The sequence below is a fragment of the Leclercia sp. W17 genome (assembly GCF_003336325.1).
Lineage (GTDB): Bacteria > Pseudomonadota > Gammaproteobacteria > Enterobacterales > Enterobacteriaceae > Enterobacter.
In genome coordinates, this window is sequence record NZ_CP031101.1 from 3,844,037 (window position 1) to 3,863,939 (window position 19,903).

The following is a 19,903-nucleotide window of genomic DNA, read 5'->3' on the forward strand; positions in this document are numbered from 1 at the left end:
TGAACGTTATTTCCCCCCTTTGCATACCGGAGGCCTGGCATGAGCAACCAAGGCGAATACCCCGAAGATGGTGAGTTCGGGAAGCACGAACAACACGATTTTAGCCTGTCCCGACGGGCCCTTTTAAAAGCCAGCGCCGCAGCGGCGGCGACCGCGGCGGTCTATCCCTGTTCCGCCCTGGCCGAGGGCGAACCCGCCGTCACCCCTGCACCGGAGAAGATGCCGGTAACGTTTCGCGTCAACGGCGAGGAGCAGAAGCTGGAGGTGGATACCCGCACCACCCTGCTGGATGCCCTGCGCGAGAACCTGCACCTGACCGGCACCAAGAAAGGCTGCGACCACGGACAGTGCGGCGCCTGCACCGTCATCGTTGACGGGCGCAGGATCAATTCCTGCCTCACCCTGGCCGTGATGCACCAGAATGCCGATATCACTACCATTGAGGGGCTGGGCACCCCTGACAATCTGCACCCCATGCAGGCCGCATTTGTCAAACACGATAGCTATCAGTGCGGCTACTGCACACCCGGGCAAATTTGCTCCTCGGTGGCGGTGCTGAAAGAGATTGAAGAGGGCATTCCCAGCCATGTGACCCTCGATCTGGTCTCTCCTCCCGAAATGAATGCCCAGGAGATCCGCGAGCGCATGAGCGGCAACATCTGCCGCTGCGGCGCGTACGCCAATATTCTCGCTGCCATTGAGGATGTCGCCGGAGGGCAAAAATCATGAAAGCCTTCACCTATGAGCGGGTAAAAACCCCAGCTGAAGCCGCCGCCAGCGCCCAGCGTACGCCTGGCGCCAAATTTATCGCGGGCGGCACCAATCTGCTGGATCTGATGAAGCTGGAGATCGAGACCCCTGGACATCTGATCGACGTGAACGGTCTGGAGCTGGATAAGATTGACGCCACTGACGAAGGCGGGCTGCGCATCGGCGCCCTGGTACGTAACACCGATCTGGCCGCAGATGAGCGCGTGCGCCGTGACTATGCCGTGCTTTCCAGAGCACTGCTGGCCGGGGCGTCTGGTCAGTTGCGCAACCAGGCCACCACAGCGGGCAATCTTCTGCAGCGCACACGATGCCCCTATTTTTACGATACGAACCAGCCCTGCAATAAACGCCTTCCCGGCAGCGGTTGCGCGGCGCTGGAAGGTTTTAGTCGCCAGCATGCGGTCGTCGGGGGGAGCGAAGCCTGTATTGCCACTCACCCGGGCGACATGCCCGTCGCAATGCAGCTGCTGGACGCGGTGGTAGAAACCATCGCTGCGGACGGAAAGACGCGCAACATCCCCCTCGCCGACTTCTATCGTGCCCCGGGGAAGACGCCCCATATTGAGACCGTGCTGACGCCGGGAGAGCTGATTACCGCCGTCACCCTGCCGCCGCCGGTGGGTGGGCAACACATCTACCGTAAGGTTCGCGATCGCGCCTCCTACGCCTTTGCGCTGGTCTCGGTAGCTGCGATTGTCCAGCCAGATGGCACCGGCCGCGTCGCGCTGGGCGGCGTCGCCCATAAACCCTGGCGGATGGCGCAGGCGGATGCGCAACTCCCCCAGGGGGCACAGGCGGTGTATGACGCGCTGTTTGCCGACGCGCATCCGACGGCTGAAAACAGGTTCAAACTCACCCTGGCGAAGCGAACGCTTGCCTCCGTGCTGACAGAAGCGAGGGCTCAGGTATGAAATTTGAAAAACCGGCAGGGGAAAACCCAATCGATCGGTTACAGGTGGTTGGACAGCCCCATGACCGTATCGACGGCCCGCTAAAAACCACCGGCAAGGCGCACTATGCCTACGAATGGCACGACACCGCACCGAATGCGGCCTATGGCTATGTGGTCGGTTCGGCGATTGCCAAAGGCGAGATTGCCGCCATCGACACCCAGGCCGCGAAAAACGCGCCGGGCGTGCTAACGGTCGTGACGGCCAGCAGTGCCGGCGAACTCGGCAAAGGCGAGCGAAACGCGGCCACTCTGCTGGGCGGCCCGAAAATAGAGCACTACCATCAGGCCGTTGCGCTGGTGGTGGCTGAGACGTTCGAACAGGCCCGGGCCGCGGCGTCGCTGGTGCAGGTCCAGTACCGACGTGAAAAGGGTGCCTGGTCGCTGGCGGAGGAAAAACCCGCTGTCAACCAGCCCCCGGAGAAGACCCCTGACAAAAAAGTCGGCGATTTTGACGCGGCCTTTGCCGCCGCCGAGGTAAAGATAGATGTGACCTATACCACCCCCGATCAGAGCCATATGGCGATGGAGCCGCATGCCTCTATGGCGGTCTGGGACGGCGACAAGGTGACCGTCTGGACCTCCAATCAGATGGTCGCCTGGTGCCGTACCGATCTGGCGGCGACGCTGAAGATCCCCGAGGAAAACGTGCGCATCATCTCCCCGTATATCGGCGGAGGCTTTGGCGGCAAGCTGTTCCTTAGGAGCGATGCGCTGCTGGCCGCGCTGGCGGCCCGCACCCTGAAGCGCCCTGTAAAGGTCATGCTGTCGCGCCCGACAATCCCCAACAACACTACCCACCGCCCGGCTACCATTCAGCATATTCGCATCGGGACCAACAAGGCGGGCAAAATTACCGCCATCGCCCATGACAGCTGGTCCGGTAATCTGCCCGGCGGCACGCCGGAGACGGCGGTGCAGCAGACCGAACTGCTTTATGCGGGCGCCAATCGTCATACCGGCTTGCGGCTGGCAAAACTGGATCTGCCCGAGGGCAACGCCATGCGCGCCCCCGGCGAAGCGCCGGGCATGATGGCGCTTGAGATCGCCATCGATGAGATGGCGGAGAAAGCGGGCATCGATCCTGTCGAATTTCGCATTCTCAATGATACTCAGGTCGATCCGGCCGATCCCAACCGCCCTTTCTCCCGCCGTCAGCTTATCGAGTGCCTGCGTACCGGCGCCGAGACGTTCGGCTGGAAGCAGCGCAACGCAACGCCCGGCCAGGTTCGCGACGGACGCTGGCTGGTGGGCTACGGCATGGCGGCCGGTTTTCGCAATAACCTGTTAGAAAAATCTGGCGCCCGGGTGCATCTGGACGCGGACGGAAACGTGACGGTAGAAACCGACATGACGGACATCGGCACCGGGAGCTATACCATCATTGCCCAGACGGCGGCGGAGATGCTGGGCGTGCCGCTGGACAAGGTGACGGTGCATCTCGGTGATTCGAACTTCCCGGTATCGGCCGGTTCAGGCGGCCAGTGGGGGGCGAACACCTCCACTTCGGGGGTGTACGCCGCCTGCGTGAAGTTACGCCAGACCATTGCCACGAACCTCGGTTTTGATCCGGACCAGGCGCAGTTTAGCGACGGGAAGATCACCCTTGATACCCGCAGCGCGGACATTCGTGAGGCCGCAGCCAACGGCACGCTGACCGCCGAAGACAGTATCGAGTTTGGCGATCTGGATAAGCAGTATCAGCAGTCGACCTTTGCCGGTCACTTTATCGAAGTGGCGGTAGATAGGGCGACAGGTGAAGTCCGGGTCCGCCGCATGCTGGCGGTCTGTGCCGCAGGCCGGATCCTCAACCCGAAAACCGCCCGCAGTCAGGTAATCGGCGCGATGACCATGGGTCTCGGCGCGGCGCTGATGGAAGAGCTGGCGGTGGATACCCGCCTGGGCTACTTCGTCAATCATGATATGGCGGCGTATGAAGTGCCGGTTCATGCCGATATCCCGGAACAGAAGGTGATTTTCCTCGACGATACCGACACCATCTCCTCGCCGATGAAGGCCAAAGGGGTGGGTGAACTGGGGCTGTGCGGCGTCGGGGCAGCCATCGCCAATGCGATCTATAACGCCACGGGGGTGCGGGTGCGGGAGTATCCCATCACCCTGGATAAACTGATCGATGCGCTACCCGATGTGGTGTAAGGAGAGAGCATGCTGCAAGGCGCTGCGCTAAGTGAACAGATAATCCCCGAGCAGGCTTTTGCTACCGACGACAGCGTGGCGGTGCTGCGCTTCGCGGCAGAGGCGTTTACGGCAGGCATGGCGGTAGCGTTGGTGACCTTGGTGGAGATCCGCGGCGGGGCCGCCAGGCCGCTGGGGGCGCAGATGGCCGTTCGCGAGGACGGCCTCTATTGCGGCTATGTCTCCGGGGGCTGCGTGGAGGCCGCTGCCGCGTACGAGGCGCTGGAGACCCTCGCCTGCGGCACGGACCGTCAGGTGAAGTATGGCGAGGGATCGCCGTGGTTCGACATCGTACTGCCCTGCGGCGGCGGGATTACGCTGAACATCCATAAAGTGCGCACGGTACAGCCGCTGCTGGCGGTGCTGAACAGCCTCGCCCAGCGCAAACCGGTGGGACTGCGTTATCACTCCTCTTCTCAATCCTTGCAGTCGGCGCCCTGGACAACCAGGACAGGCTGGAAGAACGATCGCTTCGAGCAGGGTTATCGTCCCTGCCCGCGGCTACTGATCTATGGCGGGTCGGTGGAGGCGCAGGCGACAGCCAATGTAGCGCAGGCGGCGGGATACGAGGTGCATTGCAATCCCCCCACGGTTGAGCTGATGGATGCGGACACGGCGGTAATTTTGCTCTGGCACGATCAGCACAAGGAGCTGCCGGTGTTACAGGCCGCGCTGGAAGCGGCACCGTTTTATATCGGTGCCCTCGGCAGCCAGCGCACCCACCAGCGGCGGGTGGACAAACTGCGTGAGCTGGGCTGGAAGGATGCGGATATCGCGCGGATTAAGGCCCCGATTGGGATCTTCCCCAAGGCGCGGGATGCCAACACGCTGGCGCTGTCGGTAGTGGCGGACGTGGCGGCGGTAAGGGCCCACACAGGTTGATCCTCTACGGGCATCTGGCGTCAGATGCTGCTGGCGTGTACGCATGGTAATGTTCGTGAGTGGCGAGTAAGCATGGCGGGAATGTCAGTGACCAACAGTTACCCTGCCGTATGCGGCGGCATAATCAATTTTGTGCCGACCCTAATGCTTTCTGGTGCTGGCGCGAACTTGTAACGTTGAGGGTAATTCAATGACTTTATCTGTCGATTTATCCGCCAGCAGATCAAGCAGCGTTTTTCCTGCCACCGTTCCCGTTTCACTCCAGGGGAATTCGACCGCCGTCAGCGCCGGGGAGCAAACTGCTGCAAGGGTTCCTCCACTCAAACTTGCCAGTGCCAGTGCGTCGGGCACTTTTTGCCCCGCACCGTTGCAGGCCATAATGCAGCCGCAGGCAATTTCATCAGAGGTGCAAATCAGCGCATCCAGCTCTGGCCAGGTAATACGAATATCGCCCAGCAGGTTTAAACCGGTCGTAATACCTGCGGGCAGATGAGAGGTCACCACGCGATGGGGAGAGTGGTTAACGGAGAGCATGGCGCTGTTCCAGCCGCTCAGTACCTGGCGAAACATAATGTTATTAGACGCCGTGCAAAGCAGGCCGATATTTTTATATCCGCCCTGGACAAGCGATGTGACCAACTTTTTGATGGCGGCAGCGTAGTCAACGCCAATACTGACCCAGCCTGCATCGCGATTGATGGCACCAATCTCAACCACCGGCACCCCGGTGTTACTGATCATTTGCGAACAGCTGCTGATGTTATCAATGTTGAACTGAACAATCGCCGCCGGGTTATAGGCGAGCATTTGCGCAAAAGCGCGCTCTTCGCTCTGCCCTCCCTGACCGGACTCAATAAACATCATGCTGTAGCCCTGAGTCGCGAGCACGGTCTGCAGGGTTTCGGAGACGGCAAGAAAGCCCGGAGAAGAAAATGTGGGCACCACGCCCATCACCAGGCTGGAGTCAGCAGAGGCGAGGCTACGTGCCTGAAGATTGGGTACATAGCCCAGCTCGCTCACTGCCGCTTCGATGCGGTTACGTAGTTCAGGATTCACTTTTTCAGGCATACGTAACGCGCGCGACACGGTCATCGTGCTAACGCCGACCAGTTTTGCAACTTCAGCGAGCGTAATTTTACCGGTGTTTTTCCTGCGTTTTTCTCTCGCGCTATCGTCCGCTTCTAACGTCTGCACTGATCTCCTCCTTTCGCCTGACTGGGCAACCATTGTAAATGATGTTTAGCGTTTTTCGCATTGCCCAACTGCAAAGTAATTACAAGTATCGATAATAAAGTTAGCGGTAACAAGGATTTTAACATTATTGCCATGTTAGCGCTAACTTTGCGATGCAGATCACGGTAAGCCGCGAAGTCATTCCACTATAGTAAGTTCACTTTCAACGCTATCGGGGTATTTATGATTACGACCTGGCTACCTGCAGAAAATATCCAGATTGTGGATTCAGTCAGCGACTGGAAACAGGCCATTAGGTTATCGGCTCAGCCCTTATTAGCGAAAGAGACGATTACTGAAGAGTATATTGAAGCCATTTTTAACAGCCATCAGGAGCTGGGTCCTTATTATGTATTAGCTCCAGGCCTGGCGATGCCACATGCTCGCCCGGAGCAAGGGGCAATTAAAAACGGGCTGTCGCTTTTACATATTAAACAAGGGGTTTCTTTTAACGCCGAAGAGAATGACCCTATTTACGTTGTGATTATGTTGTGCGCGCTTTCAGGAGACGAGCACATCAATATGATTACCGCCCTGGCGGAGATTTTTAGCGATGATGAACGACTCTCAGCACTGCTGAAAGCATCAACAATGGAAACAATTCAAACTGTTATCAACGGATAAAGAGGTGAAGATGAAAAAGGTTCTGATTGTTTGCGGTAACGGTTTAGGCAGCAGTTTTATCGTCGAAATGAACGTAAAAAAAATAATTAAAGAGCTGAATAAAGAAGCAGAAGTTTCTCATACCGATCTGACTTCGGCAAAAAGTGAAACTGCCGATATTATTCTTAGCGCCAGGGATATTGCCGAACATCTCTCCAGCCATTCTGCCCAGGTCTTTGGCTTATCTAACCTGCTGGATAACAATAAAATCAAAGAAATTCTTTCCGAAAATCTCTGATTAATTATTTGCGGCCTTACGGAGTTATTCTATGCTGCAGTTTATTATTCATGATGTGTTGGGCACACCAGCAATACTGGTCGGTCTGTTTTCCCTGATCGGCTTATTATTGCAGAAAAAAGCGTTTTCCGATGTTATTTCCGGAACCCTCAAAACCATTATGGGTTTTGTGATATTAACATCCGGGGCGGCGATTATCGCCACGACATTAACAACCTTTAGCCAGCTGTTTGAGCACTCATTCCATATTCAGGGGGTAGTGCCCAATACGAATGCTATGGCGGCGCTGGCCCAGAAAAACTACGGAACCGCGACGGCAATGATCATGGTCCTGGGGATGTTGTTTAACATTGTCCTGGCCCGTATTACGCCGCTGAAGTACATCTTCCTGACCGGGCACCACACGCTCTATATGTCGGCGATGCTGGCCGTTATCCTCTCAGTCGGCGGTCTGTCACCCTTGTGGGTGGTACTGGTGGGGGCGGTGATCCTCGGCATCATGATGGTGGTCTCTCCGGCCATTCTGCAGCCGTTCACACGCAAAATAACAGGTACTGATGACCTGGCACTGGGCCACTTTGGTTCAACTGGCTATCTGCTGTCGGCGCTGGTGGGAAAAGCGATCGGTAAAGGCAGCCCGTCGATTGAAGAGCTGAAGGTACCGAAGTCATTGAACTTCCTGCGTGACTCCTCGGTCGCCATCTCACTGACGATGATGATCCTGTTCGTGATTCTGGTGCTGGTAGCAGGCAAAGAGTTTGTCGAAACCAGTATCAGCGGCGGTCAGAACTTTATCATCTTCGCTATTATCCAGTCGCTGACCTTCGCGGCAGGCGTGTGGATCATCCTGGCGGGCGTACGCATGATTATTGCCGAAATTGTTCCGGCCTTTAAAGGCATCGCCGACAAACTGGTGAAAGACGCCAAACCGGCACTCGACTGCCCTACCGTCTTTCCATTCGCTCCAAACGCGGTGATCGTCGGATTCCTGTCAAGCTTTGCCGCCGGTCTGGTGAGTATGTTCCTGTGCCCGCTCTTTGGTTTAAGCGTCATCGTTCCAGGCCTGGTGCCGCACTTCTTCTGCGGGGCGACGGCGGGCGTTTACGGCAACATCTGCGGTGGTCGTCGCGGCGCGGTGGTGGGTGCATTTGCTCACGGTCTGCTGATTTCATTTTTGCCGGCAATTTTACTGCCTCTGATGGGCGACCTTGGCTTTGCATCCACCACCTTTGGCGATGCGGACTTCGGGGTAGTTGGCATCATTCTTGGGCATGTCGTATCGCTGTTTAACTAATTGATTCTTTTGGAGGTAAGTATGGCGGCTAAATTTTCGCCCTCGTTAATGTGTATGGATTTAACGCAATTCAGAGAACAAATTATGGCAATGAACGGACGCGCTGATTTTTATCACGTTGATATTATGGACGGCAGCTATGTGAAAAATATTACGCTATCACCGTTCTTTATCGAAAACCTGAAGAAAATCACCGATGTGCCAATTGATGTGCACCTGATGGTGAACCACCCGGAAGATATTATTCCGATGTGTATTGATGCAGGAGCCGATATTATTAGCTTCCACCCGGAGACGGCGAATAACAAAATATTCCGTCTGCTGAATCAGATTAAAGATGCGGGCCGTCGCTGTGGCGTGGTGTTGAACCCGGCTACCCCGGCTGATGCCATTAAAGAGTACGCGCATCTGCTGGATAAAGTGACCGTCATGTCGGTTGACCCAGGCTACGCCGGGCAGAAGTTTATTCCAGAATCACTCAACAAAATCAGACAATTGATTGCGATGCGTGAAGCGCATGGTTACCACTATCTGACCGAGATTGACGGCTCCTGCAACGAGAAAACCTTTAATGTGATCGCTCAGTCCGGTGTTGACGTCTTTATTGTCGGAACCTCGGGCCTGTTCTCCCTGGCGGATAACGTCAGCGATGCCTGGGATAAAATGGTCGATATTTACCAGCGCGAAGTCGCTGCCTGAAATTTGCAGTGCGCTCAGCCGTATTAAGCCATCGCGCAGGGTAAAGGTCTATTTAACCGGTCTGTCTCTTTATCCGCGCTCTTGATTAGTACGGTTGAGGGCGCTGTAACCTTCTTAGCGCGTAGTTGCCAATGCAAGAAGCATTTTGTATCCCCTCTTATTTCAGTGCTTGTTTATTATCGAAGGTGAATTATGGATATTTCGGAAGTTCTTAACGTAAAAAATATCAAGTTAAACATGAGTGCGAAAAGTAAGGAAGAAGCCATTGAAGAGTTAACGGACTTATTGGTGCAGGATGGCGCGGTCATTAATAAAGATGAATTTATTCGGGATGTCTGGTTGCGCGAGGAACAGGGATCAACGGGATTCGAAAATCATATTGCAATCCCGCACGGTAAATCATCCGGTGTCGCCCATACGGCATTGGCCATTGGACGTACCCAACATGATATTCCCTGGGAAACGATGGATGGTAGCGATGTCCGCTGTATTATTTTATTTGCCGTTCGTCTGGCAGATCAGAATACAACTCACATCCGTTTATTATCACATGTCTCAGGCTCATTAGCCGACGAGGATATTATCGCTAAGTTGCTGGTAGAAACTCATCCTCAAAGAATCATTGAACTATTAAACTCAGAAGCTGAAGATCAGACCGTTTAATTCCGGAAATTATTACCCCTGTTATTATCTGATAAGTTTGAACATCTCAAAGTAAATGATGGAGAGTACCCATGAATATCGTTGGAATTACAGCCTGTACTGTAGGCATTGCACATACATACATTGCGCAAAAGAAAATTGAAACAGCAGCAAAAAAGGCGGGTCATAATGTCAAAATTGAAACGCAAGGCACTATTGGTATTGAGAATGCCTTAACCGCTGATGAAATTGCACAGGCCGATATTGTCCTGCTGGCCGCTGATGTAAAGGTATCTGGAGAAGAACGTTTCGCCGGAAAGAGAGTAGTTAAAGTTCCAACAGAAATGGCGGTTAAATCTCCTAATAAGCTTATTGAAAAGCTCAGTGAATTAGTGAATTCATAACTTTTACCTGTGCGTATCCTATAAATTAAAGGGCGTAATTTATGAATATAAAAGAAATATGGAAAGCAGCCAACCCTAAAGGCCATCTGCTTACTGCTATCTCGTTCTTAATTCCCATTGTCTGTGGTGCTGGATTTATTATTGCCATCGGCATGGGCCTGGGGGGTACGGTTCAGGACGCTTTAGTGCCGGGCCAGTTTGATCTGTGGCAGGCCTTAGCAACAATGGGCGCAAAGGCCCTCGGACTTTTGCCCGTCGTTATCGCTATAGGGATTTCCGGCTCGATCGCTGGCAAACCCGGTATTGCGCCGGGTTTTATTGTGGGTCTGGCGGCTAATGCTATTGGTGCAGGTTTCATCGGCGGCATGATCGGCGGCTACATTTCCGGGTATATTGCGCTTGCCATCATTAAAAATGTGAAGGTTCCTGCCTGGGCTCGTGGCTTAATGCCTACACTGATTGTGCCATTTTTTGCCTCTATCATCAGCGCCCTGATCATGGTCTATATCATCGGTACGCCTATCGGTATTTTTACCGATGCTCTCACCTCTTTCCTGAGAAGTATGGGTACCTCCTCTAATTTAGTCTTAGGTGCTGTGATTGGCGCATTGTGTATTGTTGATTTTGGCGGGCCGATTAATAAAACCTGCTTCGCATTCGTCTTAACGCTCCAGGCGCAGGGTATAAATGAGCCCATTACTGCACTTCAGTTAGTTAATACCGCAACCCCTATCGGCCTGGGGCTGGCATTTTTTATCGCCAAACTTCTTCGCAAGAACATCTATAACAACGAAGAGATCGAGATGTTGAAATCTGCGGTGCCTATGGGAGTGGTGAATATCGTCGAAGGCTCTATACCTATCGTGATGAACGATATCATTCGTGGTATCACCGCTGCGGCAATCGGTGGCGCCTGTGGTGGTGCAGTTACCATGGTATATGGTGCTGACGCAACAGTTCCTTTCGGCGGCGTGTTGATGATTCCAACCATGTCACACCCCATGGCGGGCATTATGGCGTTACTGGTAAATATATTCGTCACGGCTACTGTCTATGCCGTCATCAAAAAGGATGTTCCTCGCGACGTGGTTATAAACCACGATGATGAAGAGGAAGATATTAATCTGGATGACATCAAAATAAGCTAAGACTGGAAGTAAAAACACGCAGGGTAGATTGGCAACATTCTATGTTTCACTGGGCGGCATCCAGGCTACTGGTGCCGCCCGAACACTTCTCAGGCCTATGTAAGCGGTGCAGGCTAAAAATGTTCGCATAGCTTATGGAACGAGTATGTTCTGTTGATGATACCTGGAACTCACATCCCCGGGCGGGTGAATTTCAGAGATAATGCGTTGATTTAGGTGGTGCCGATAATAGGAGTCGAACCTACGACCTTCGCATTACGAATTATAAGAACTGCTTTTTAACACAGTAACTTACCGCATCATCCCTGCGCTCACACGTCCCATGATGCCAAAAGATGTGAAGACACGACAAAGCCAGAAAAGCCATGCGTGTCCCACATTTGTCTCACACTACCCTATCGTCTTCGATCGCGCTGTTGATGAAATACGTCACACGCCCCAGCACCTCAACCTCTTCCGCAGCTTCCCCCTCGATCGCTTCACCATCATCACAAATCAGCGCCCTGCCCATCACTCGTGCAAACTGCGTCCGGCCGCCAGACAAAATCAGCAGAACCTGATTCTGTACTAACCGGGTGACAGGTTCGATTACAGCAAAGCCGGATGACGTTTCCAGGATGCGGCTGTCCATGCCGATCCCGCAGATACGCTCCGGTGTTAACCGCTGCTCTACGTAGTCGCCTGCCGGTGAAGGAAATCCCATCAGAGCACCCTCCCCATAGTACGCAACATCCACAACCTGTTCTGGCTGTCGTCCGGCGTTTTATCAACGAAGAATGTCTGGTAATACTCTATCCACTCGTTGGCGTCGGCCAGGGTGAAATGATGGTGAACTTTTGCCAACTCGCGGATAAAGTCTTCAGTCCTCAGGCACCGGTATCCCTTGGGGTTTAGCTGTATTGCGGCCACAAATGCGGCGTGAATGTCGGAACGGCGGGGCATGATCTGCACTCCTTGTTACTGTTTTTATATACAGTAGTTTTAAAGATAGTGCAGATCAAGAGTAAGCGAGCAGTTCTATGTCTTAAAGATCACTTAGCACCATACATCAGCGTAACGCTGATGCGCTGCGAAGTTCCGGATCTGTTCTCAACATAGATAGCCCCGGCAGTTGAGCTGACGGTAATCTTGCCGTCCGTGCCGGTTGTTCCTGTCAGAACGAGCGTGTTCACATCAACACCAGAGGATTTGCTGACTGAGGTGATTTGCGCCACCGAGACAGCCCGGGCAACGGCAATGAGATATTCCGCCGGGCCTATGCTTACCATCAAAAATCCGGTAAACGCTGAAGCCTGCATGGGCACAGAAAATACCGAATCATCGGCAACGGTTGCATCGTAACTGATAGGGAAATTGGTATCTTTAATTGCGCCAGGAGACAAGGATACGTTGTTCATGGTGCCAATCCGCTGGAATGGTGTGGCAACACCCAGCACATCGACGGTCTGATCGACTATGATGCCATCAAGTGTTCCAGCGACACGCTCGAGCCTTACGCCGACACCGGCGCCCCCGAGAACCTTTGTATTGCAGACTGATATCCTCCTGGTAGCCCCCGTACCACCCTGCTTGATGCTGATCCCGTTGATGACCTTGTCATTAGCCATTACCCCGTCGACCGATACGCCATCTACAGAACCTGTCCCTGTCGTTTCAATGTTCACGACGGCAGGCGCCTCAAAACCAGTTAACCCCCTGCAGTTAATATCATTGACCTTCACGCCGCTGATCTTCTTTGATTTAGCCGTAATGCTGACGGGAATGGACTTGCAGTTGCTGCGAACACCGGTCACGGTTGCTGAAGTAATATTGTTAACCCCCTGACCGCCGACGCTGACAATCGCCGCTGGCCCGAGGCCGTCACCAACCACCATTACATCTTCAACGAGGGCATCTGAGCCTTCAACGCAGATAACGCATGAGTTCGCACCAACATCAACACCTTCATCAAATGTGGCCCTGATCTGTTTGGCAGTGGATTTCCCTCCGGAAAGAAGGATGCTGTTTGAGGCCTTACCCACCCATACGTCATCCAGCTCAACCAGTTGCTGGTTAGAGTTGATAAACCATCCTGAACTGCGAAAGGTTGTAGGGAAATTATCGGAAAGCTCAAATTGCATGCCAGAGAAGCGCACACCATTAGCCTGGGCGGTAAATAAATCGTAACCGTTACCCAGCGCCTCAAAAATAGTACGACGCGAGCCCAGACAGCGGATCCATGTTGCCCGCGGCACTATCAGTCCGAAACCTATCGGATAACGACCGCTATCGAAATCGACAGAGCCTTCACGGGTATTGTCCAGCGATGCAAACAGTTTTGCGAGTGCCGGGGCCTGATCAATGGCTGCGTCATTAACAGGCACAACCCCAAACCAGGAGGCGTGGACATCATGCGAATCCTCACCGCTGTCCTCATCATTTCTCAATAAAACAGAGCCATCCCCACGGAATATGTATTGCTTGGGTGACTCAATATTTCCCGTGATTGTCAGCGTATTGCCAGCAGGTATCGTGATATAGGCGCCATAATCGAAATACAAAGGCGCATCCAGCGTACCAGTTGTAAAGACGTGCTCACCGTTTGCTAGCCGCACATACCCTAACCCCGCAATCATCGCGGTAGCACGCTCAAGAGATGATGACCCTGGATAATCCAGTATCGTTCTGAATTCCTGGTTTTTATCCTGCTGAGTGCGTCCATTGCCAATGCCAACCAATGATGCGCCAGTTGGTTTTGCCAAGTCAGCCCTCAGTCTGTCTGGATCATATTTCGCGACGTCTTCAAAATAGAACTGCTGCGCGTTATAGGCGTCATAAATAGCCATGCTGTAATTCTGCACGGTTACAAATCTTTTAATCTGACCACCAAGTACGGGGAAGCCGCCCGCATTAATAATGATAGGCTGCGGTACTGGAACGGGTGAGCCATCCTCATCTTCGACATAGACCTGAATCTGATTCGCCGGATTGGTCGGATCCGTATCAGGCTGGCCGATATAAATTTTCCCATTGGCATTGGCTTTGAATGAACGGGCCAGCGTAAAGAGTTGTGCTGGCATTCCAATAACCAGATTCGCGGTAATATCTGACATATTGCTGTGCTCCGGGCGCAAGTTATCCCCACATCGGAGATGCGTTGAGATTTTTGATAACGTACCTAAACGGTACTATTGTGAGTTATTCGGTCGGTTTACGATGCCTGTCCATTAACTGGCGAGGCATCAATGATGTACAGCAAGTACGATGAGGCACAGTTTCACTTGAGACTTTCAAATGAGCTTCACGCGAAGATAAAGCAGCGTGCAAAAATGAATAATCGCTCCATCAATGCTGAGATTGTGGCGACGATGGAGGAATCTCTTTCCCGGCCGTCACCAGTTGCTGGCTATCGCGATGAAGCAGAACGCGAGGCGGATATCGCTTCGAAAGAGATCCAGAAAATGGTGTTCGATAAACTGGCGGAGTTTTATCGCAAGAAGTAGGCGCAGGACATAAAAAAGCCCACCTAAGTGGGCTATTTTTTGTATTTTATTTCTTCAGTGTGATCACCTGATCAACGTTGTGATTCTGGTCATACGATACTTCATAGGCCATATCGGTACCATCTGCTGCGCTTTCGATTGGTGTTCCAGCAACTTCCCAAATCCCTAACGTGAGCACATCCATTGCGGCATGACCAACGGCCCGGGATGCTTTTACCCCGCCGCTGTATCCTTGTTTGAAGCGCCAAAGATCCCATTTTTTGCCATCATGTTCGGTCTGAGCGGTTGGGTACCCGAATTCTGCCAGAAGCACACTGCGCGGAGTTCCATGTCTGAATAGTGAAATATCCTTTTTCTCAGGCTGCTGTGTCGCACTATAAACTGAGCACCCGCCAGTGGTGAGCAGCAAGCTGCCAACCAACAAGACTACTGGTAAATTTTTTAGTTTCATTTCCATCTTCTTATGCTATCAATCACTGGAGAATATTATCTTCGATTTATATAGCAATGAAAACAAAACTAAGGAGGTTGGCGTGTATGCAGCGATTATTGTGATAGCCATTGTCGTCATTGCCATTCAGATTCAAATGGCATCACTAAAAACCAAAATAGAAGAACTTCATTCAGAAAATGAGACCCTAAGAACCTCGCTAAAGAGCACCGAAGACCAATTATCTACCTCGATTTCTAATATTGAAGACTCTATCGACGCACTTGAAATACGCGCTGAACGATTGGAAAACGAAGATGTTCATGGTTTTGCAGACGACATATCTTTCTTAAAGACTTGGGTTAAAAATGTTGGGCAAATTGCAACGTCTACCAGAGATAAGATCAATCCATCCGTGGAGAACTAACTACTCCTGCGCCATTCCGCTTAGCGAGGCGACGATGCCAGCCCTCGCTAAGCGCTGAAACTCATCATTTCCCACGGCGTCACGGACTGCTTTAACGGCGATTTTATTCGCCAGGAATCGACGTTCTGCAGCCGCCATAGCCCCACTGCTCGCCCCAGCCCTAACTGCCTTGGCTGCCTCCCTGATGGCCTTCTCTATTGCGTAACGACCACTTCTCGATGCCGCCAGTTTCTCAATCCCTGCCATGGCCCCAGCTGAACCTACGGCACCCAATACCCCTGCTACAGGTCCACCGCTTAACGTGCCGGTTATAGCGTAAACGGCAGGGTGAGAAGCGGCGCTAAGTACGGCATTTACTGCGGGATGGAATCCCTGCTCTAACGACTGCAATGCAGGGATGGACCGACCGGTCTGCTCGACGTATCGAAGCGGTTTTGTGGCTGCTTTTGCCAAATCCCCAAAAGCTCCGGCTATCTTACCAATCTCTGGAGAATGCCTGTTGATGGCGGCAATGTTCTGTGGAGTAAGGATAGAGGCGATATGCGATATCCCTGCTGCGTCAGACTTCCCGCCGCGTATCCCTTGCGACAATGCATCCTGCAAGATTGACGCAATTGCAGGAGATCTTTCAGCCTCTGGAAGTGAGCTTATCATCTGGTGGAATTTCCCTGTTCCATTTTTTGACGAGCCCTGCAACGCTTTAACGCCATTATTCACCAATGAGTCGGTGGCAAGGTCTTTCCCTAGCGCGGCCTCTGCCTGCTTTTGAGCGGCGAACCGTGCTTTTGATAGGTCGTTAGCCGCAGTCCACTGATCAAGGAAGCCGCCACTTTGAGCCATCGCCTTCATATCTTCGGTAGCAGCATCTCGCAGCTCACCCATTCGGCGGGCCATATTCGACTCACCGGAGCGGATATACTTCTGCTCGGCGTCAGCAAGCTTTCCTCTCCAGGCCTTCATGGCGTCGAATGTGATGCCAGCCTTGCCAGATTTATTGTATGCAGACACAAGCTGCTTCATTTCCGGGGTGAGTGGCATCCCAGCATCAATATCACCCTGGATAGTGGCGTTTGTGTTTGACATGCGCCCGCGCGACTCAGGCATTGTTGATCGTACGCTATCCCAGGCTGATTTCTCGGAAGATTTCATGCTATCAATGCCGGACAGAACTCGCTGCTTGATGGCGCGACTCTTTTCCGAAGCAGAACCAACTTCTGCCCCCAGATCATCAAGTGCAGAGTTAAACTTACCTTGAATTTCCCCAAATGCCTTCATATGCGCATCCTGCGCAATGCCTGGTTTAGATGCAAGGATTCCCTCTGCCTGGGCAACTCCTCGGCTACCTGATCGCATGCCAGGAGTAAGCGAGTTAACGTCAACACCGGCAATCTCTGCGGCTCTCGCTACATCCTCACTAACGCCTGCGGCCTGATTGGCAATAGCGTTACGCCCCGCCCCAGATTTAGCCAGGCGTGATACATCGTCAGCTGAACTAATAGCGGCAGTCCCAAGCGCCTGTGTTGCTTTTGGGGCCAGGACCCTGCCGGCTGCTGATATAACACCTTGCGCACCAAGGTTCAATGCTGCATTTTCTACTGCATTCTGTGCAAAATCACCTGACTGATTTCCTGCATCTGCTAATGAGCCGATAACCATATTTGCAGCATTGCTTGCATTGCTAATCGCTCCTGGGGTCCTCTCTGCCACCCCGACCGCCTTCGCCGCTGTGCCGAATGGCATAAGATAACCACCGATGGTCTCCCCTGCCTGCGCATACTGGTCTGTTGGGCGATCAACCGGGCGATACACATCATCCAGTACACGGGGGCCACCGAGACCCTGGCTGATAGCGTTAATCAAGCTTGCACCGCCCTGAAGCACATCAAACGGGATGTTAACAAGCCCTCGCCCTGCCTGCTCCGCGCTTTGCAGCAGAGACTGGTCCTGCTGTTTAGGTGCTTGCTCTGCCGCTGGAGCTTGCTCCTGCGGTGCTTGAGCCGCGGCCTGCCCAGCGAAATACTCGTCGATAGCATCGCCGATCTGCTCGTTGCTGGTTCCGTCTGGGAAAGTGAACGTTTTACCGTTGGCTGTAACTTCCATCATTTCACCGTAAATGTGATGCCTGATTTGGATGTATAGCTACCTCCGGCAGGCTGCTGCGCCGCGGGCTGCTGCATTTCTGACTGGCGCCCCCCGCCGCCGACATTGACCTGATATTGCCGGTTGTAGTTGTCTGTGTACTCTTGAATATCCCTGGCTGATTGTTGTGCTGCTTCCGGGCTCGAAAAATCAAGCTGCGGCATTCCCTGAAAGTACATCTTTGCCTCTGCAACGGTATTTATCCCGGATGCGCCCATATCTCTCGCGGCAGCGATGCCTTGTTTTTGCATTCGGCCCTGAATGCGTTGGGTGGCGTTATAGAGCTGTCGCTGTTCTTTTCCTGAAAGCCTGCTACGCACATCCGCTCCCAGCGCAGGAGTGCCATTTCCGCCAGTTACACCTGTCATAAAGTCCAGATCGCCGGATGAGGCTCCTGAAATGGCGTCGAGATCCTTCTTCATCGCATAATTCTGCGCACTTGCGGCTGATGTAGGTGGGGCAGCAATAGCACTGGCCGGCACACGAACCATGTTCCCGGCATCATCGATTCCCTCGTAAAATGCATTGGCGCCTGAACCATGAAGTTTGCCAGCCACATTAACGGTGCGACCGTCAGCTAACTGCACAACATTGGATCCGCCCCCATCCGGCTTGCCACGAACACGCAAATAGGTTTTTTGTTGTTCTGGCGACAGACTGTTGAAGTACTGATATTCACGAACTGAAGCTGGAGTTTGACCTCCGGAGCTTCGCATTGAATTCTCTCTGCTAACGGCAATTTGCTGCCCCTGCAACGCTTCTCCTGCGCGATTACTGCGGGCGGTTTCATCCAGTTGCTGTTGTTTCTGCTGCGCATCAACCTGCTTCTCAATAGGCATCGTTGCGTACATCGAGGTTTTCAGCAGGGAGCCGAATTGCTGTGGATCGCTCTGGTAGGTTTGCCACGCCTCTTCGGCAGGGACGCCCATCGAGCCGAGCGCCGGCTTCGCTGCCTGAATGGCCTGCTGTACCAATTGCGGGTTACCTGAAGAATAGGCTACAGAGAGGTTATTGAGCGCCTTGTTAACGAACGCAGCATGTTCAGCGTCCTGAATGCCGATCTCCTTCTGTACGCTGTCTGCGTAATCCGGAAACTCGGTTCTCAGGGTGTGAAGCTGATCAGGAGGCGTATTTTGAAGCCTGTTAAAAAATTGCTTTTGACGATCCGCAGCTGCTGCTGCCTTCTGGTTCTCCAGCTCCTGCTGGTTAGCAGCACCAATCAGGCCGCCCAGGCGAGCGCCTGCCATCAGCGACTGATTCAGGCCTGAGGTGTAATCAATTGGGTCAACCATCAGTAACCTCCATTGAGACCGCTGCCGATCAAGCTCTTACCACCCGTCGCCCATGCAGCGCCGAGCCCGGCAAGCGTGTTGAAACCTGCGGTGGCTTTACCAGCGTTAGCCGCCCCAATCTGCCCCATGTTCTGCCCGTAGGTGTTGGAATAGTCCCCGGCGGCCGCGTTGTTAGCTCCTGCCGCAGAAAGCCCTACGTTCGTGAGACCGAGCAACTGCCCGTACATATTGTTCTGCTGATCTGTCAGCATGGACAGATAGTTTTGCCCGAGCTGTGGTGCAATAGAAGCGAGCATATTCCCGGTAGCGGTTGAACCCAGCCCACCGGTTGCCTCAGCAGCAGTAAGGCCTTGATAGCGAGCCTGGTCACTTAGCATTTTGTATTCTGGTGAGGCGTAATACTCAGCGAGTGAGGCGTTACGGTCGATTGGCTTACCTGCAATGCCCTGCAGCCCGGTTAATCCGGTCAATCCTGCATTCAGGAATGGCTGGTTGGTTTTCTTTCTGTCCTGGTAGATATTCCAGGCCATCTGGTTCGAGTCTTTAGCCGCACTAACTTGAGCGTCAGCAGCCTTATTGGACCCGGTGATGCCGCCTACGACGCTACCGACCGCGTTACCGATACCTTTAGCGATCCCGCCCATTTGCATACCTCTTCATTAAAATTAGAACGCCGCGCGTGTCGTCGATGTACTCGACTTCACCGCGCCAGGTTTCGACGAATCCAAATTTCTTCGCCAGGTTGCACACCTGCCTGTGCTCAAAGCGGATCGGGGCGTGAACTTCCCGGGCGCCTATCATTTCCAGCACATCCGTCACAGCATCCCTGCATCGGTAGCGCTCGCCGGGTTTCATCGCCATATGCAGGTCTACGTGATCGCCATGGTCAATCGTCACGAACACTCCGCAGCCATCCCATATCCAGTAACTGGCATCGAAATTAGGCCATGAAGGGACGCCCCACAGGCGCATCAATCCCTGCCCGGTGAGAGCATCGATTTTTGTGAGCATGGG

General features: G+C 53.3%; 22 protein-coding genes. 13 read left to right on the plus strand and 9 right to left on the minus strand.

The window, feature by feature from the left end; all coding sequences use genetic code 11:
• Positions 1-39 precede the first annotated feature (39 nt).
• From paoA to DVA44_RS19065, 4 genes are read left to right on the plus strand one after another with little or no spacing between them, the layout of a single operon-like run.
• The gene (gene paoA, locus DVA44_RS19050; protein ID WP_114387827.1) at positions 40-729 is read left to right on the plus strand and encodes an aldehyde dehydrogenase iron-sulfur subunit PaoA; all 690 of its coding nucleotides are present in this window, start codon (positions 40-42) and stop codon (positions 727-729) included.
• Positions 726-1,682: a xanthine dehydrogenase family protein subunit M gene (locus DVA44_RS19055; protein ID WP_114387828.1), complete on the plus strand. Its 957-nt coding sequence runs from the start codon at positions 726-728 to the stop codon at positions 1,680-1,682. The genes paoA and DVA44_RS19055 overlap by 4 nt, the downstream gene beginning before the upstream one ends.
• Positions 1,679-3,877, plus strand: coding sequence for an aldehyde oxidoreductase molybdenum-binding subunit PaoC (gene paoC, locus DVA44_RS19060; RefSeq protein WP_114387829.1), 2,199 nt, complete (start codon positions 1,679-1,681; stop codon positions 3,875-3,877). The genes DVA44_RS19055 and paoC overlap by 4 nt, the downstream gene beginning before the upstream one ends.
• 9 nt (positions 3,878-3,886) lie before the next feature.
• Complete coding sequence (locus DVA44_RS19065) at positions 3,887-4,798, plus strand: XdhC family protein (protein WP_114387830.1); 912 nt, start codon at positions 3,887-3,889, stop codon at positions 4,796-4,798.
• Between the two features lie 141 nt (positions 4,799-4,939).
• Here the strand turns inward: DVA44_RS19065 and DVA44_RS19070 are convergent, their stop codons facing one another.
• Positions 4,940-5,992, minus strand: coding sequence for a LacI family DNA-binding transcriptional regulator (locus tag DVA44_RS19070; RefSeq protein WP_114387831.1), 1,053 nt, complete (start codon positions 5,990-5,992; stop codon positions 4,940-4,942).
• A 222-nt stretch (positions 5,993-6,214) separates the two neighbouring features.
• Here DVA44_RS19070 and DVA44_RS19075 point away from each other — a divergent pair, with 222 nt between their 5' ends.
• From DVA44_RS19075 to DVA44_RS19105, 7 genes are all read left to right on the plus strand, one after another.
• Positions 6,215-6,655 (plus strand): PTS sugar transporter subunit IIA, encoded by a 441-nt coding sequence (locus DVA44_RS19075; protein ID WP_114387832.1) that lies wholly within the window; start codon positions 6,215-6,217, stop codon positions 6,653-6,655.
• 10 nt (positions 6,656-6,665) lie between these two features.
• The gene (locus tag DVA44_RS19080; protein ID WP_087859397.1) at positions 6,666-6,932 is read left to right on the plus strand and encodes a PTS sugar transporter subunit IIB; all 267 of its coding nucleotides are present in this window, start codon (positions 6,666-6,668) and stop codon (positions 6,930-6,932) included.
• A 31-nt stretch (positions 6,933-6,963) separates the two neighbouring features.
• Positions 6,964-8,226, plus strand: coding sequence for a PTS ascorbate transporter subunit IIC (locus DVA44_RS19085; protein WP_114387833.1), 1,263 nt, complete (start codon positions 6,964-6,966; stop codon positions 8,224-8,226).
• A 21-nt stretch (positions 8,227-8,247) separates the two neighbouring features.
• The gene (gene alsE, locus DVA44_RS19090; protein ID WP_114387834.1) at positions 8,248-8,925 is read left to right on the plus strand and encodes a D-allulose 6-phosphate 3-epimerase; all 678 of its coding nucleotides are present in this window, start codon (positions 8,248-8,250) and stop codon (positions 8,923-8,925) included.
• A 192-nt stretch (positions 8,926-9,117) separates the two neighbouring features.
• The gene (locus DVA44_RS19095; protein WP_103823960.1) at positions 9,118-9,588 is read left to right on the plus strand and encodes a PTS sugar transporter subunit IIA; all 471 of its coding nucleotides are present in this window, start codon (positions 9,118-9,120) and stop codon (positions 9,586-9,588) included.
• 71 nt (positions 9,589-9,659) lie between these two features.
• A complete protein-coding gene (locus DVA44_RS19100; protein WP_103823959.1) occupies positions 9,660-9,971 on the plus strand; it encodes a PTS fructose transporter subunit IIB in 312 nt (103 codons plus the stop codon).
• A gap of 41 nt (positions 9,972-10,012) precedes the next feature.
• The gene (locus tag DVA44_RS19105) at positions 10,013-11,119 is read left to right on the plus strand and encodes a PTS fructose transporter subunit IIC (RefSeq protein ID WP_114387835.1); all 1,107 of its coding nucleotides are present in this window, start codon (positions 10,013-10,015) and stop codon (positions 11,117-11,119) included.
• A gap of 385 nt (positions 11,120-11,504) precedes the next feature.
• Here DVA44_RS19105 and DVA44_RS19110 read toward each other — a convergent pair whose 3' ends face one another.
• The 3 genes from DVA44_RS19110 to DVA44_RS19120 all read right to left on the minus strand — a co-directional run bounded on the left by DVA44_RS19110 (position 11,505) and on the right by DVA44_RS19120 (position 14,211).
• On the minus strand, positions 11,505-11,822 hold the full coding sequence (locus DVA44_RS19110) for a hypothetical protein (protein ID WP_114387836.1): 318 nt from the start codon (positions 11,820-11,822) through the stop codon (positions 11,505-11,507).
• Positions 11,822-12,061 carry a hypothetical protein gene (locus DVA44_RS19115; RefSeq protein WP_114387837.1) on the minus strand — a complete coding sequence of 80 codons (240 nt, stop codon included), beginning with the start codon at positions 12,059-12,061 and terminating at the stop codon, positions 11,822-11,824. Before DVA44_RS19115 ends, DVA44_RS19110 begins: the two co-directional genes overlap by 1 nt.
• A gap of 89 nt (positions 12,062-12,150) precedes the next feature.
• A complete protein-coding gene (locus DVA44_RS19120; RefSeq protein WP_114387838.1) occupies positions 12,151-14,211 on the minus strand; it encodes a phage head-binding domain-containing protein in 2,061 nt (686 codons plus the stop codon).
• Positions 14,212-14,346: 135 nt separating this feature from the next.
• Between DVA44_RS19120 and DVA44_RS19125 the strand changes: the two genes are divergently transcribed.
• Complete coding sequence (locus DVA44_RS19125; protein ID WP_039032036.1) at positions 14,347-14,601, plus strand: Arc family DNA-binding protein; 255 nt, start codon at positions 14,347-14,349, stop codon at positions 14,599-14,601.
• Between the two features lie 46 nt (positions 14,602-14,647).
• On the opposite strand, the gene DVA44_RS19130 is transcribed toward DVA44_RS19125, so the two are convergent.
• Positions 14,648-15,052, minus strand: a complete 405-nt coding sequence (locus tag DVA44_RS19130) for a hypothetical protein (protein WP_210405520.1) — start codon at positions 15,050-15,052, stop codon at positions 14,648-14,650.
• An 82-nt stretch (positions 15,053-15,134) separates the two neighbouring features.
• Between DVA44_RS19130 and DVA44_RS19135 the strand changes: the two genes are divergently transcribed.
• Positions 15,135-15,458, plus strand: coding sequence for a hypothetical protein (locus DVA44_RS19135; RefSeq protein ID WP_114387839.1), 324 nt, complete (start codon positions 15,135-15,137; stop codon positions 15,456-15,458).
• On the opposite strand, the gene DVA44_RS19140 is transcribed toward DVA44_RS19135, so the two are convergent.
• The 4 genes from DVA44_RS19140 to DVA44_RS19155 are packed head-to-tail and all read right to left on the minus strand — an operon-like array spanning position 15,459 to position 19,900.
• Entirely contained in the window at positions 15,459-17,558 is a 2,100-nt protein-coding gene (locus DVA44_RS19140; protein WP_114387840.1) for a DNA transfer protein, read from the minus strand.
• Positions 17,558-18,889 (minus strand): phage DNA ejection protein, encoded by a 1,332-nt coding sequence (locus tag DVA44_RS19145; RefSeq protein WP_114387841.1) that lies wholly within the window; start codon positions 18,887-18,889, stop codon positions 17,558-17,560. Before DVA44_RS19145 ends, DVA44_RS19140 begins: the two co-directional genes overlap by 1 nt.
• Positions 18,889-19,533, minus strand: coding sequence for a DNA transfer protein (locus tag DVA44_RS19150; RefSeq protein WP_210405521.1), 645 nt, complete (start codon positions 19,531-19,533; stop codon positions 18,889-18,891). The genes DVA44_RS19145 and DVA44_RS19150 overlap by 1 nt, the downstream gene beginning before the upstream one ends.
• The gene (locus DVA44_RS19155) at positions 19,517-19,900 is read right to left on the minus strand and encodes a hypothetical protein (RefSeq protein ID WP_114387842.1); all 384 of its coding nucleotides are present in this window, start codon (positions 19,898-19,900) and stop codon (positions 19,517-19,519) included. Before DVA44_RS19155 ends, DVA44_RS19150 begins: the two co-directional genes overlap by 17 nt.
• Positions 19,901-19,903 lie beyond the last annotated feature (3 nt).

Coding starts and splice junctions, on each gene's coding strand:
- paoA (WP_114387827.1), top strand. CDS start 40: ATGAGCAACCAAGGCGAATACCCCGAAGATGGTGAGTTCGGGAAGCAC.
- DVA44_RS19055 (WP_114387828.1), top strand. CDS start 726: ATGAAAGCCTTCACCTATGAGCGGGTAAAAACCCCAGCTGAAGCCGCC.
- paoC (WP_114387829.1), top strand. CDS start 1,679: ATGAAATTTGAAAAACCGGCAGGGGAAAACCCAATCGATCGGTTACAG.
- DVA44_RS19065 (WP_114387830.1), top strand. CDS start 3,887: ATGCTGCAAGGCGCTGCGCTAAGTGAACAGATAATCCCCGAGCAGGCT.
- DVA44_RS19075 (WP_114387832.1), top strand. CDS start 6,215: ATGATTACGACCTGGCTACCTGCAGAAAATATCCAGATTGTGGATTCA.
- DVA44_RS19080 (WP_087859397.1), top strand. CDS start 6,666: ATGAAAAAGGTTCTGATTGTTTGCGGTAACGGTTTAGGCAGCAGTTTT.
- DVA44_RS19085 (WP_114387833.1), top strand. CDS start 6,964: ATGCTGCAGTTTATTATTCATGATGTGTTGGGCACACCAGCAATACTG.
- alsE (WP_114387834.1), top strand. CDS start 8,248: ATGGCGGCTAAATTTTCGCCCTCGTTAATGTGTATGGATTTAACGCAA.
- DVA44_RS19095 (WP_103823960.1), top strand. CDS start 9,118: ATGGATATTTCGGAAGTTCTTAACGTAAAAAATATCAAGTTAAACATG.
- DVA44_RS19100 (WP_103823959.1), top strand. CDS start 9,660: ATGAATATCGTTGGAATTACAGCCTGTACTGTAGGCATTGCACATACA.
- DVA44_RS19105 (WP_114387835.1), top strand. CDS start 10,013: ATGAATATAAAAGAAATATGGAAAGCAGCCAACCCTAAAGGCCATCTG.
- DVA44_RS19110 (WP_114387836.1), bottom strand. CDS start 11,822: ATGGGATTTCCTTCACCGGCAGGCGACTACGTAGAGCAGCGGTTAACA.
- DVA44_RS19115 (WP_114387837.1), bottom strand. CDS start 12,061: ATGCCCCGCCGTTCCGACATTCACGCCGCATTTGTGGCCGCAATACAG.
- DVA44_RS19120 (WP_114387838.1), bottom strand. CDS start 14,211: ATGTCAGATATTACCGCGAATCTGGTTATTGGAATGCCAGCACAACTC.
- DVA44_RS19125 (WP_039032036.1), top strand. CDS start 14,347: ATGTACAGCAAGTACGATGAGGCACAGTTTCACTTGAGACTTTCAAAT.
- DVA44_RS19130 (WP_210405520.1), bottom strand. CDS start 15,052: ATGAAACTAAAAAATTTACCAGTAGTCTTGTTGGTTGGCAGCTTGCTG.
- DVA44_RS19140 (WP_114387840.1), bottom strand. CDS start 17,558: ATGGAAGTTACAGCCAACGGTAAAACGTTCACTTTCCCAGACGGAACC.
- DVA44_RS19145 (WP_114387841.1), bottom strand. CDS start 18,889: ATGGTTGACCCAATTGATTACACCTCAGGCCTGAATCAGTCGCTGATG.
- DVA44_RS19150 (WP_210405521.1), bottom strand. CDS start 19,533: ATGGGCGGGATCGCTAAAGGTATCGGTAACGCGGTCGGTAGCGTCGTA.
- DVA44_RS19155 (WP_114387842.1), bottom strand. CDS start 19,900: ATGCTCACAAAAATCGATGCTCTCACCGGGCAGGGATTGATGCGCCTG.